The 12,618-nt window shown below is 34.2% G+C and carries 13 protein-coding genes; 1 reads left to right on the plus strand and 12 read right to left on the minus strand.

Annotated features, from left to right (window positions below):
• Positions 1-9: 9 nt before the first annotated feature.
• The 9 genes from AC1Q8L_RS17090 to AC1Q8L_RS17130 form a co-directional block, all read right to left on the minus strand.
• On the minus strand, positions 10-1,764 hold the full coding sequence (locus AC1Q8L_RS17090; RefSeq protein WP_098311847.1) for an adenine deaminase C-terminal domain-containing protein: 1,755 nt from the start codon (positions 1,762-1,764) through the stop codon (positions 10-12).
• A 286-nt stretch (positions 1,765-2,050) separates the two neighbouring features.
• Entirely contained in the window at positions 2,051-3,217 is a 1,167-nt protein-coding gene (locus AC1Q8L_RS17095; RefSeq protein WP_492339471.1) for a serine hydrolase domain-containing protein, read from the minus strand.
• 232 nt (positions 3,218-3,449) lie between these two features.
• Entirely contained in the window at positions 3,450-3,956 is a 507-nt protein-coding gene (locus tag AC1Q8L_RS17100; protein ID WP_000805743.1) for a DUF3902 family protein, read from the minus strand.
• A 258-nt stretch (positions 3,957-4,214) separates the two neighbouring features.
• Positions 4,215-4,943, minus strand: a complete 729-nt coding sequence (locus AC1Q8L_RS17105; RefSeq protein WP_001284442.1) for a hypothetical protein — start codon at positions 4,941-4,943, stop codon at positions 4,215-4,217.
• Between the two features lie 15 nt (positions 4,944-4,958).
• On the minus strand, positions 4,959-6,068 hold the full coding sequence (locus tag AC1Q8L_RS17110) for a DUF58 domain-containing protein (RefSeq protein WP_001075956.1): 1,110 nt from the start codon (positions 6,066-6,068) through the stop codon (positions 4,959-4,961).
• The gene (locus AC1Q8L_RS17115; RefSeq protein WP_000105647.1) at positions 6,065-6,997 is read right to left on the minus strand and encodes an AAA family ATPase; all 933 of its coding nucleotides are present in this window, start codon (positions 6,995-6,997) and stop codon (positions 6,065-6,067) included. Before AC1Q8L_RS17115 ends, AC1Q8L_RS17110 begins: the two co-directional genes overlap by 4 nt.
• Before the next feature lie 145 nt (positions 6,998-7,142).
• Positions 7,143-7,436, minus strand: a complete 294-nt coding sequence (locus AC1Q8L_RS17120; protein WP_000583827.1) for a putative quinol monooxygenase — start codon at positions 7,434-7,436, stop codon at positions 7,143-7,145.
• A 44-nt stretch (positions 7,437-7,480) separates the two neighbouring features.
• Positions 7,481-8,119, minus strand: a complete 639-nt coding sequence (locus AC1Q8L_RS17125; RefSeq protein WP_000185403.1) for a nitroreductase family protein — start codon at positions 8,117-8,119, stop codon at positions 7,481-7,483.
• A gap of 17 nt (positions 8,120-8,136) precedes the next feature.
• Entirely contained in the window at positions 8,137-8,565 is a 429-nt protein-coding gene (locus tag AC1Q8L_RS17130; protein WP_000204169.1) for a MarR family winged helix-turn-helix transcriptional regulator, read from the minus strand.
• Between the two features lie 264 nt (positions 8,566-8,829).
• On the opposite strand from AC1Q8L_RS17130, the gene AC1Q8L_RS17135 reads away from it, so the two are divergent.
• Positions 8,830-10,773, plus strand: coding sequence for an elongation factor G (locus AC1Q8L_RS17135; RefSeq protein WP_025117848.1), 1,944 nt, complete (start codon positions 8,830-8,832; stop codon positions 10,771-10,773).
• Between the two features lie 47 nt (positions 10,774-10,820).
• Here the strand turns inward: AC1Q8L_RS17135 and AC1Q8L_RS17140 are convergent, their stop codons facing one another.
• From AC1Q8L_RS17140 to AC1Q8L_RS17150, 3 genes are all read right to left on the minus strand, one after another.
• Positions 10,821-11,465, minus strand: coding sequence for a hypothetical protein (locus tag AC1Q8L_RS17140; protein ID WP_000679131.1), 645 nt, complete (start codon positions 11,463-11,465; stop codon positions 10,821-10,823).
• Between the two features lie 21 nt (positions 11,466-11,486).
• Entirely contained in the window at positions 11,487-11,954 is a 468-nt protein-coding gene (locus AC1Q8L_RS17145) for an NUDIX hydrolase (RefSeq protein WP_000366233.1), read from the minus strand.
• A 360-nt stretch (positions 11,955-12,314) separates the two neighbouring features.
• Positions 12,315-12,608, minus strand: coding sequence for a YfzA family protein (locus AC1Q8L_RS17150; protein WP_086387008.1), 294 nt, complete (start codon positions 12,606-12,608; stop codon positions 12,315-12,317).
• Between the last annotated feature and the right edge of the window lie 10 nt (positions 12,609-12,618).

The following is a 12,618-nucleotide window of genomic DNA, read 5'->3' on the forward strand; positions in this document are numbered from 1 at the left end:
CCTTTCCTTTTAATATTGCTTTATTAAATTTACCGGTGAGTCCAGTACCTTACTATTTTTCACATCATATAGTCCTATAGGTGTTATCCGTATAAAAGGCAAGTGCGTCGCAGAAAAGAACAAAATGGTAAATGCCGGATCGTCATACGCGTAACCACGCTCTTGTAGTAATTTCACCATCTGTTTCTCTTCCTGTATTAATTCATTCATTTTCAAATTAGACATAATCCCAAGCAATGGTAATGCGATTTCGTGTAATACTTCATTCTTTTCAGCTATTACCATTCCCCCGCCAAGCTCTTTTACTCTATGAAAAGCTGTAAGCATCTCTTCTTTATTCTTCCCAATAAGAATGATGTCGCCGGTACCAGAATAAGAGCTAGCAAGCCCACCAAGTTCTTTTGCAAAACCTTTCACAACTGTATTCACTCGCCACACACCGTCACGAGCAATCATCATTAGAAAACACTCATCATGATCTAGTGAAAGTTCATCACGGTTTAAATCAATTTCAGTCGTGTATGTTTTTGTTATAACATTATTCAATAATTGTATACCCATTTTATGCAGGAAAATCATATCTTCTTTTTCTATGGACCAGTCTAATAATAATGGAGTTACTTTGAATTTACTCCAGTCTATTTGTACTGATTCATTTTTATTTACTCCGTCGCGCTTCACCCATTTCCCCTTTGCAATTACACTTATTGGAACCGGGTTTTCTTTACTTTCTAAAATATTTATATTAGCAATTCTACCTGTCGCAATTGAACCATGTAGATGCTCCATATTATAATAACGGGCGATATTATAGCTTGCCATATGATAAGCATCTATAACTGGCACTCCTTGTTTTATCGCGGTAGATATCATTACGTTTGTCATTCCATTTTCATAAAATGAAGGATGTGAGCCGTCTGTAGTAAGAATGAATCTATCAAACTGTTTTACTCCTAGTTCCAACAATTCTTTCAATAACACTTCTAAATCTGGGCGGATTGAAGAATTTCTTAAGGAAACCGTGTAACCTTGCATAAGACGAGCGAAAGCTTCCTGCCCTGTCATCGCCTCATGATCACAATCTGTACCTAACAGTTTTAACTTTGCTAAAGTCGTTTCAGATGCACCTGGAAAATGTCCTTCTACTTTTTTATGTAATCGTTTCGTTTCCTGCACCCAATGTAACATTTCATCATCGCCATGTAATAACTTTGGCCACGCTGTTAGCTCACCGCCTTGAAGAACTGCTTTATGCTTTAGCCACTCTATTATTTCTTCACGATTAAATAAAGATTCCCCGTTTTGCAATTCAGTCTGTCCATCAAAACGACACCACCAATACATACTTGCTGAAATCTTTTCAAATTCATCTAATAAACGAAATGCTTCTTCACGTTGTAATGTGAAAAATAAAGTTAAATTATCATTAATAAAAGTCGCCGTCCCAAACTGCATCGCATAATTTGCTAACGTTTCAGGATTATATAATTGATATGGATGTGCATGTGGTTCTATGTAGCCAGGAACTACATACTTTTCATCACAATCAATGACTTCGCATTCTTGTAGTTGCGCTGGTAGTTTTTCTCCTACATAAATAATGCGATCATCATAGATCCAAATATTTGCTTGTACCCACTCGCGCATATAGGAATTTAAATACGTTGCATTCTTCAATAAAATGTGCGGACTTCTTTTACCATCTATTACTTCAACATGTTCTCTTAATTGCTTGTTACTCCATCTAAACTGATTTTCTCCCAATGAATTTCACTCCACATCAATTTACTTTTATTTATTAAAATAAAAACAATTAACTAACTAAAGTATTCTCCATTCATAACTCCCCTGTATAACCCCTCTACCCTTCATTATATGGAACAATTGCAAAAATAACAATTTTCAAAATTCAAAACATACTTCTTTGATTCTCAATAAAAAAGGATGTCGTGTAACTGACATCCTTTTTTATTGTTGAATTACTCTTGATGTTCTACTATGAATGTTAATACTGTCCTTTAAAGCAGGATTCCATTCACATTCTTTCCATCTATTTCTGAAATTCAACTTGCATCATTTTATCAAACTGTGTAAGAATATCAACCGGACCTAAAGAATTAACATTGACAGCAAATGTATGCTTGCCTCCCATTACTCCGCCTGCAAAAGTCATAAACCCAGGAATTGATCCTCCGTGACCCCATACTGAGACACCATTTGGAAGTTTAGTCTCATAGATTCCAAGACCATATCCATCACCAACCCCTTTTCCTTCTACAGGAACTGTAGTAAGCATTTCTTTTAGCTCGCGTTCCTTCAATAACTTACCACCGAGTAAAGATGAAAAGAACTTATTTAAATCGTCTGCATCTGAAATCATATCTCCCGCTGAATTAGCTAAACTCGGATTATAATACGTCATGTCTTTCAATTCACTTGTTTCGTCAATTTTCATATACCCTCGAGCATGATTCTTACCTGGAATAACGGGTGAATTCCCTGGTAAAAACGTATTTGATAGATCCAAAGGTTCAATAATGCGCTTTTCGATTTCTTCTGCGTAACTATTACCCGTTATTTTTTCAATAAGCATTCCTAGTATTACGTATCCTGTGTTTGAATACGACCAATCTTTACCTGGCGAAAAATCTGGGGGTAGAGCAAGTCCTATCTTTACTATTTCTTCTGCTGTATACGTTTTTTTCGAATTCATAATATCAGCGTCTTTTGACTTTAAATAATTAGCTATACCACTCGTATGATTCAAAAGTTGACGTATCGTAATTTGATTGCCATCATAACCATTTCCTTGAATGAGGCCGGGCAGCCACTTTTCAATCGAATCGTCAAGCTGCACACGATTTTCTCCTACTAATTGAAGAACAGTCGTAGCAGTAAAAGTCTTCGTCACACTTCCAATCCGAAAACGATAATCCGATTTCATTGGTTTCTTACTATTTAAATCCGCCAAACCAGCATTATAACTACTAATTTTACCGTTATTATACGTCTTAGCTAATACCCCTGGCGCTCCAATTTGGATTGTTTCCTGCATGACTTGTTTCCAACCATTCCGATTCTTTTGGTCATGTGCTTCTGATGAATTAGAAATATTTTGAATAGACTCTGCTTTCACAGTAAAACCGGGTGTGAATAAAGTAGTACCCGCTAATAAAACTGCCAAACTCGCTAACTTAATGGAATAACATTTTTTCATAAGGCTTTCTCTCCTCTATTCATATCGTATTGATTCAAGCTATACTTTCATCCTAAATGATAAAACTCTCTTTTTTCTTATCCATTCCTTACGAAATACTTACTTTCAAAATTAGACGCCCAGATGAGAAAAAGTAATGTATGAAAATAAAAAAAGAACGTGTTTTCAATTTTTGAAAACTCGTTCTTTTACATATTTAAAACCCTATATCAACTTTTTAGTTCATTTACTTTTACCATCCTGCACTAGCGTTCATGCCATTCCCGATAATAGTAAGTATTAATGGCCACAGCACTGGTGCTAACGTAAGAAATAGATTAAGCAGTATAAGTATTCTATATCTCCCAGGAATATTATAATTTTTACGATTAACAAATAATACAAAAACTAATAATATTATGGTCGTTACAAATAAAAGTAACACTAACAACCAATACCAAACCATTAAACTGAGACTCCATGGCTGTAATAGCTCGTGTACAATACCAAAGGTGATTCCCAATACTGCAAAACTAAAGGTAGTAACTGTTGCTTTGATAAACAATTTACTCCATTTTTTATCGTATGTATACTTACAATATAAATCTATTAACGTGTATAAAGATAAAAAGGCCATGAATACACCTACCCAAGACAATAACCAGTCTCCGCCTCCTCTAACTAACATAAACAGAAACCAACACATCCCTGCTGCAGAAAAAATAAAGGAAAGGAGTATGTTTTTCAATACAGGTTTCATTCTATTTTCACACCCTTATAAAAATTTAAAAATAAATTATAATTTTTTATTTACATGCTACCCGTAATCAATTCATCTCTTTTTCATTCTATACTGATGAAGCGAAGATAAACTCATAAAAAATGTAACGAGCAATACTCTACTAAGGCAACTTTTTTCCATTGGTAGAGATATAAAAAAGTAAGTATACATTACCATGTAATTAAATATAAGTAAATGAAATTAATTTACAGTTAATTTCATTTACTTATATTAATGTCACGCTTTCCCGTCTCGCTCTATCCATCGTACAGTCTTCTCTACATCTAACTCCGTATACGTCTTTTCTCCATAACGGACAGACTCATATATCGGAATAATATCTCGCGTTCTACAAATTCTACTTAACCATTGTTGCATCGTTTCATATGACCTTCTCTGTTCGTGAAATGGTAAAGTTCTTTCCCATTCCACTAACGTTTGCCTTATCTTATCTTTAGGTAACGGCTGTTCAAACTGATGCTTCACTTTCTTGTTCTTTTCGGTTCTATCCGTATTTTCTTTTGTTATCGATTGTTTATCCTGTTCTATTTCTGAATTCATTACCTTTTTCCTCATTAATTTATAAAAAGCATATAGAATGACCACTGCAATAATTACATAAAAAACGACACTAATCCATGAATTTGAAAGAACAGAAAACACATCAGTCCATGAATTTTTTCGTACAAAAAGTGGAATTTTCCTATCTATTTTTGTTCTTGTATCTACAACTCCTGTTTCTTCATCTATAATTCTTTCAGGTTCATCAAACTGTTCGTCTAAACTAGTAAAATCATAATTTCTTTCCGATATTGTCTCCGTCTTACTAGAAAAAAGCCCTTTTACTATGTCTTGTACATGCACAACACCTTGTGATAACGTTATCGCACTAACCGTAAAGAAAAGTATCATGAAAACTCTAATACTCCAAATCTTCACCTTCATATGTCGCTCTTTATTAGCCATAACATAAACCCCTTCTTATTCTTTAATTACGACCCATTTATTCGTTCTACTGTATTTCTTTGGGGAAGTACCAAGAATTAAAGGAACTGCATCCAATTCTTTTCGCCGAAAGCCTGCTGTGTAAAAATAAGTAGACGATACAGGAGTATCTTGGTCCGATATTGAGGCAAGTACTTTTAATACATTTTGCAAATGTTTTCGGTTATGACCGTTCTTTATATGTAGCAAACCGTTATCTTTTACGCTATTGATCCATACTTCAAATGAACAGTTTTGCATAAGCAGTTGTTTACATATGCCTGCCGTTAATTCAATGAGTTCCTCTGTATCATTTCGCAAAGAAATACCGCTTTTATTTTGCAAGTTGAGATATATCGCATATTTATCTGATTGTGTTCGCTCGTACTTTTTCGCGGTTATCGTCCCTGTTTTCGCTGTTGCACTCCAGTGGATAGAACGAAAATCTTCATTTTCATACGACTTCACTCCCATTACTTTCGTTTCATCATATAAGGGGGATGACATCGCTTTTCGAAACCCTCGTGACCATTCTTGCAATTCAGGAACTTGGATTTTCGGAACAGCTGGTAAAACTAAATAAGACGGCGTTTCAACTTGTTTATACGTTATATGGTTCGTTATGAATCCAAAGGGATCCGTAATGACAATTTCAACTTCTTCCCATTTCGCAATTCCTCTTTTTACAGCTACAGCTTGCAAATCAAATGAAACTGATTCTCTTCCTTTTATATTAAAATTTATATAATAATTTGAACCTGTACTATGATTTTTGTTTATTTCATCATGATTCCAAGTTAACTTATTTTCACATTTAAATCGAAATACGATATTGAAAATAGGGAATAACGACTTGTTTGAAATTTTCATTTTGCACACATTCGCTTCACCTATAAAAACGTTTGAATTCCCTTGACTGTATTCCCATTCAACACGAGATACTTTACGTATGTATACATGCATCGCACCTATTAAAATTACATACAAAAATACGAGAGATAAAAACAATAGATTACTTGAAAATACACATAAAATAACGGCTACACCTGACATAACTCCCATTACTAAAGGCTCCGCTAAAGGTGTATACACAAGTTGTTGATTCATTGTACATTCTCCACTGGCACATTAATCGTATGAAGAATTTCTTTCATGATTTGTTCTCTCGTTGTTTTCATCTCCCCCTCAATCGTTAACGTTAAACGATGAGCGCAAACAGATGCTGCGAGCGTCTTAATATCATCTGGCGTACAATAATCTCTTTCATTTAATATTGCCCTTGCTTGAATCGCTCTCATAAATGCCAACGTCCCCCGCGGGCTTACTCCAATTTCAATTAACTCATGTTTACGCGTTGCCTCAATAATCTCAAGTAGATAATCTTGCACATCATTCCCTACTAACACTTCTCTTGCTCGTTTTTGCACTGTAATAATTTCTTCAGTTGAAATAATTGAATGTAACGTTTCTAACGGATCATTCATTTGAAAACGATTCATCATCTCCTTTTCTGCTTCTCTCGTAGGATAGCCTTGACGTATAGTTAGTAAAAAACGGTCTAGTTGTGCATCAGGTAAAGGAAATGTACCGGCCGATTCAAGAGGATTTTGCGTTGCAATAACTAAAAAAGGTTCTGGTAATGAATGTGTCTGTTTCGCAATCGTAACAGTACGTTCTTCCATCACTTCCAATAACGAAGATTGCGTTCTTGGTACAGCTCGATTAATTTCATCCACTACTACTATATTTGCAAAAATAGGACCTAACCTCGTTTTAAATTCCGATTCCTTCACATCAAAATATTCGAGACCAATAACATCTCCAGGCAAAGTATCCGCTGTGAATTGAATTCTTTGAAATTTAGCATCTATACTTTTAGCCAAACTTTTCGCTAATGTTGTTTTCCCCGTCCCAGGTACATCCTCCAATAAAATATGCCCTCTTGCTATAAGTGCTATAGCTGCAAGTTCAATCGCTTCATCTTTTCCTATAATAACCTTCGAAATATTGTCCGTAATTTTCTTTAATGTACTCATGTATATATCTCCTAACTTTATTTATTCTGAAAATTAAGAATTATTCATTTCCAAATTATAACACATCACAGTAGAAGTAAATATATTCCTATCAAAATAAAAAAAGATACCCATAGCAAACGCTAAGGATATCCTTTTCACCATATTATTTTACTAACGCTCCATTATAAGCTTTTATATCAAGAGGAGCAGTTAAAAACGATTTTACTTTGCTAACGAAAGATGTGAAGTGTTCACTCTTATTATGACTTGCAACTGCTGCTTCATCTTTCCATACTTCTACCATCGTATACACATTTTCTTTTTCCGTATCTTTATAAAGATCATAAGATACATTTCCACTTTCTTCTCTTGAACTATGAATTAGCGGACGAATTTCTTCTAAAAATGATTGTTGTTTTGCTGGATCTACTTGAAATATTGCGTGAATTATAATCATGATGTTTCCCCTCTCATATCTCACTTATTTCTGTATTTATAAAATTACTTCCATTCAGCAACTTTTTCAACTGGAAGGCGTACTGATTGGTAACCACTGTCAGCAGCTTTTCCGATTGAAATTAACATAACTGGTACGTGACGTTCTTTATCTAATCCGAATGCTTCTGCGATTTGGTCTTTTTCAAATCCACCAATTGGACAAGTATCATAACCGTGAGCACGAGCCGCTAACATAAATTGCATTGCTACAAGACCACCGTCAATTAGTACTGTATCTTTCATAACTTCTGGTGTAACCATTGAGAAGTAAGCTGAAAGTTTTTTCATTTGATCTTCTTTTACTTCTGCTGGCATTAAACCGCGCTCTACAGCTGTACCGTAAATTTCTTCCGCGTTATCAAAGTTGTTTAAATCACCAAATACAGCAATCATTGCTGAAGATGTTTCTACTTGAGATTGATTGAATTTCGCAAGTGGTGCAAGTGTCGCTTTCGCTTCGTCACTTTCAATCACTAAAAATCTCCATGGTTGCATGTTTACAGAAGATGGTGCAAGTGTTGCTTCTGTAAGAATTTCTGTCATTTCTTCTTTACTAATTTTCACTGAAGGATCGTATTTACGAATTGAACGGCGTCCTGTTAAAATTTCGTTAAAATTATTTGTTTTTACTGAGTTAGTCATAGTTGAATTCTCCCTTTTTATAGTTCTTTTATATTTTCTTGAATGTGATTTAACATAGTTAAAAGATTATCGCGCTGTTCTTCACTTAACCCTTTAAATGCTGAAGCTGCAAAACGTTCTTTTTCCTCTTGAAACGCCTGAATTTTATTTCGTCCCTCTTCAGTAAGAGAAACTAACGTAATTCTATTATCATCTGGATTTTTACGTCTTGTAATCATTTCATTTGCCTCAAGCTGCTTTAAATGCCTCGTTATCGCAGCATTATCAATATTCACTTCTTGTTGAAGTGCTTTTTGACTAATTTCACCTACTTCATATAACTGAAGTATAAGCTCTAATCGGGACTGGCTCATACCCGTACAACCTTCAAACTTCGAACTTACTTCTTTATTTAGAAAGTGTAATTTATATAAAATAATCGCTTCTTTTGAGCATGAACTTGTCAAACTATCCCTCCTTTATACACAAAATAAAAACGTTTGATGTATCAATAGTTGATATGTCAATTAATATAATCTATATCTATTTAGAATGCAAGCATTTTGTTTTCATTTATATTTTTCCAAATTAAGGCGCTTTGTCGCGTTACAAATAATGTTAATTGCACTATAATAGTACTAATTTAAATGACTGGAGAGTGATTGTAATGCGGCAATACACAAATAGAAATGAGGAATTAAAAATGGAAAATGAAATGAGGATATTCACATATGACAACAATAAATATAGGGATTGTCGCGCACGTAGACGCTGGCAAGACGAGTTTGACTGAGCGTATTCTTTATGAAACAAATGTGATTAAAGAAATTGGCCGAGTAGATAGTGGTAATACGCAAACTGACTCAATGGAATTAGAAAGACAACGCGGAATTACGATTAAAGCATCTGTCGTCTCTTTCTGTATCAATGACATAAAAGTAAATGTCATTGATACACCTGGACACGCTGATTTTATCGCTGAAGTGGAGCGATCATTTCGTGTTCTAGACGGTGCAATTTTAGTTATTTCTGCTGCTGAAGGTGTGCAAGCGCAAACAAAAATTTTAATGCGAACATTACAGAAACTAAACATACCGACTATTTTATTCGTTAATAAAATTGATCGTAGCGGTGCAAATACTGAAAAAGTTATGAAACAAATAAAAGAGGTTCTTTCAAATGAAGCATTCCCTTTCTACTCTGTAGAAAACGAAGGAACGAAAGAAGCCCGAATCATTGAATACAAATCATATGAAAATTGTATGGAACTGTTAGCACCATATAATGAATCATTACTTGAGTCATATGTAAATAATGAAATCGTACCGGGCGCACTATTAAGAGAGGAACTCATTAAACAGATAGCGCAAGCAAATGTGTTCCCTATCTTTTTCGGTTCAGCCATGACAGGTACAGGTGTAACTGAACTGCTCGAAAATATTTCAGACTTAATTCCCGCTAATAAGTCGGCAGAAAATGAAGTATTATCCGGTGTTGTTTTTAAAATTGAACGTGAACCTTCTGGGGAAAAGATTGCATATGTAAGAGTTTTTTCTGGTCGTTTACACGTTAGAAAATATGTTCATATACTGCGTGATGATGCTCTAGCTCATAAAGAAAAGATTAAGAAAATATGTATGTTTCATAACGGAAATGCAGTTCAAGCTTCAATCGTTCCTAGCGGAGAATTTTGCAAAGTGTGGGGACTTAGTGATATTAAAATTGGTGATATTATCGGTGAACGGACTGATTATATAAAAGATATTCACTTTGCCGAACCACAAATGGAAGCTGCTATTGAAGCATTACCAAAAGAACGTATTCATGATCTATACGCTGCACTTATGGAGCTATGTGAAGAAGATCCGCTTATTAAAGTGTGGAAAGATGATATTCATAATGAACTATATATTCGCCTTTTCGGTGAAGTTCAAAAAGAAGTAATTGAAACAACTCTTTATGAGAAATATAATTTGCAAGTTACTTTCTCAAATACGCGTGTCGTATGTATTGAAAAACCCATTGGCATAGGGAAAAGTGTTGAAGTAATGGGCGAAAAAGCGAATCCATTTTACGCAACAATTGGTTTTAAAATCGAACGTGATGAACTTAATTCTGGCGTAACATATAAGTTAGGTGTTGAACTGGGATCACTTCCATTAGCATTTCATAAAGCAATTGAAGATACTGTATTTCAAACGTTAAAACAAGGTTTATACGGATGGGAAGTTACGGACATTATCGTCACGTTAACACATACAGGTTATGCTAGTCCTGTTACAACAGCGAGTGACTTTAGGAACTTAACACCACTCGTTTTAATGGATGCTTTAATTCAAGCTGAAACATATGTATATGAACCAGTAAACGAGTTTGAATTGAATGTACCGGAGTACGCAATTAGTACCGCGATGTATAAATTAGCTGCTATTCCAGCAACTTTTAGCGAGCCTAAATTATACAATGATTCTTACCAGTTAACAGGCTCATTACCTGTTGCGAAAACAGAGAATTTTAAGCGAATACTCCATTCATTCACTGAAGGAGAAGGAATATTTACAATGAAGCCATCTGGTTACAAAGAACTGAAGGCTCCCTTCCCTACTCGAAAACGTGTTGATTATAATCCGCTGAATCGTAAGGATTATTTACTTCATGTTTTGAGGGCTTATTAAGTAAAAAAGAGGTGCAAATTGCACCTCTTTTTGCATGTATTGATAGGTTAGTTTGTCCTAATAACTTCTTTAAGTTTTTCTATTATATTTGCTATCGCCTCAATTGAATTCTCTGTTTCATATTCCCCAACATTTACAGAATGATTTGCATTTTTAACAACATCGATCGTTAGATTCGTTTTATTCAACTGATCAATTTGATCTGCATTATATTGGTGATCTTTATCTCCAATTACTAATATCCCTTCATGATGACTATGTAAAATCGCCTCAAAAATAGAATCAAAAGTTAGTAAAGGTGTAAGTAGTATCATTTTTGACTGTAAAAACTCTTCTCTCTTCATTAAATCATTTGCAATCGGAATTGTTCCAAGTGACTTCCCTAAAAACATAGTATCGTTATATTGCTTACCCTTTAATACTTCCTTCATTATAGGATTAATATCATCCATCATTACTTTCGTTATTTCTTCCATTGATTTATTCATTACTTGTTCGTCATAAGAATAATGAATATGTACTACATCTATTTTATGTTCAAGCATTAACATCGTCGCATAATAAAATAACGGTTTATCGTAATTATATCCTGAACCTGAGAACATAAAGCATATCTTATTTGAACCTTTTTCAATATGTGTATATGGAATTACTTTTCCTTCTATATGAATCTCTTTTTTTGTCCCCTTCACCCTTATCCCCTCCTAATACATTTACTTTTGTAAAACGATATGTGCTGTATGAACTGATACATCCTTTACTTTCTCTTTTATAAACGCTGGCTGTAAGTTATATGTATCTAACTCTTCTACCGGCACCCACTTAAAGAAATATGTTCTACCTTCTTCTTCCAAAATATATTCCTCTGCCCCATTTGCAGGTAACTCATGAAGCTCTACTTCATAATAAAAACTAATTTCATGAAATTTCCTCTCAGAAAGTGTAAAGAAATTTTCTACTGACCATATTAATCTATTTATCTCGATAGGAACTGCTAACTCTTCAGCAAGCTCTCGTTTTAACGCATCTTCACTATTTTCTAGCATTTTCACTCTTCCGCCTGGTACGTACCAAAAATCTTCACCGTCACCTTGTAGAATAAGAATTTTATTATCATGTTTACAAATTGCTCCGACTCGGTAATTAAAACATGTTTCCTCTACTTTAAATGTAAGATCCATCCCTCATTCCCCCTATACTTTATTTAAAAATCACTATAAAACTATTATGTATGTGATGTACAAATAAGATTACTCAATTTTTCTATTCCATTCAATAATTTTTTAACTTTCCAAAAACAATACGCATCATTTGTCATCACAAGTATAAATACATATGTCACGATCATTGCACACACTAGAGCAGCATTATGGGGGACGAATGGAAACATTGTCAATGCACAAAACTGAAAAATCAAATAATTTATAAGAAATCATTATAAAAGATAAAGTAAAACTTCAATAAATGGAGTTTTTATCTTTACCCTGTTGTTTTTAAATATTGTTAAGACATTATAAAAAAACGCAAGGTCAACTTATGTGCTAATTAATTCTTTTTCTAGAAAAAGCGTCTTTTATTGCACTTGTTAATACATTTAGGAATAATAAAATAGCCATAACTAGCGTTAATACGTTAAATTGCTTTGTTTTATAAGGAGCGAACCATTCCGTAAAGAACTCTGAATTAACGAGACGCTCCCCAACTCCTCCTTCCTTGAAATTCGGTATCCACGAAGTCATATCAAGGATGATAAAAATTAGTTGCATAACGAAAAATGCTCCAAGAGTTTTCAGCCAATTTCGTATTCGAATAGGACGCCCTTTTTTTGATTTCATTTAAATGATC

The sequence above is a fragment of the Bacillus sp. GW823-FHT06A11 genome (assembly GCF_058795355.1).

Excerpts from the sequence above, each read along its gene's own strand:
- AC1Q8L_RS17095 (WP_492339471.1), bottom strand. The coding sequence starts at position 3,217 with ATGAAAAAATGTTATTCCATTAAGTTAGCGAGTTTGGCAGTTTTATTA.
- AC1Q8L_RS17100 (WP_000805743.1), bottom strand. The coding sequence starts at position 3,956 with ATGAAACCTGTATTGAAAAACATACTCCTTTCCTTTATTTTTTCTGCA.
- AC1Q8L_RS17105 (WP_001284442.1), bottom strand. The coding sequence starts at position 4,943 with ATGGCTAATAAAGAGCGACATATGAAGGTGAAGATTTGGAGTATTAGA.
- AC1Q8L_RS17110 (WP_001075956.1), bottom strand. The coding sequence starts at position 6,068 with ATGAATCAACAACTTGTGTATACACCTTTAGCGGAGCCTTTAGTAATG.
- AC1Q8L_RS17115 (WP_000105647.1), bottom strand. The coding sequence starts at position 6,997 with ATGAGTACATTAAAGAAAATTACGGACAATATTTCGAAGGTTATTATA.
- AC1Q8L_RS17120 (WP_000583827.1), bottom strand. The coding sequence starts at position 7,436 with ATGATTATAATTCACGCAATATTTCAAGTAGATCCAGCAAAACAACAA.
- AC1Q8L_RS17125 (WP_000185403.1), bottom strand. The coding sequence starts at position 8,119 with ATGACTAACTCAGTAAAAACAAATAATTTTAACGAAATTTTAACAGGA.
- AC1Q8L_RS17135 (WP_025117848.1), top strand. The coding sequence starts at position 8,830 with ATGACAACAATAAATATAGGGATTGTCGCGCACGTAGACGCTGGCAAG.
- AC1Q8L_RS17145 (WP_000366233.1), bottom strand. The coding sequence starts at position 11,954 with ATGGATCTTACATTTAAAGTAGAGGAAACATGTTTTAATTACCGAGTC.
- AC1Q8L_RS17150 (WP_086387008.1), bottom strand. The coding sequence starts at position 12,608 with ATGAAATCAAAAAAAGGGCGTCCTATTCGAATACGAAATTGGCTGAAA.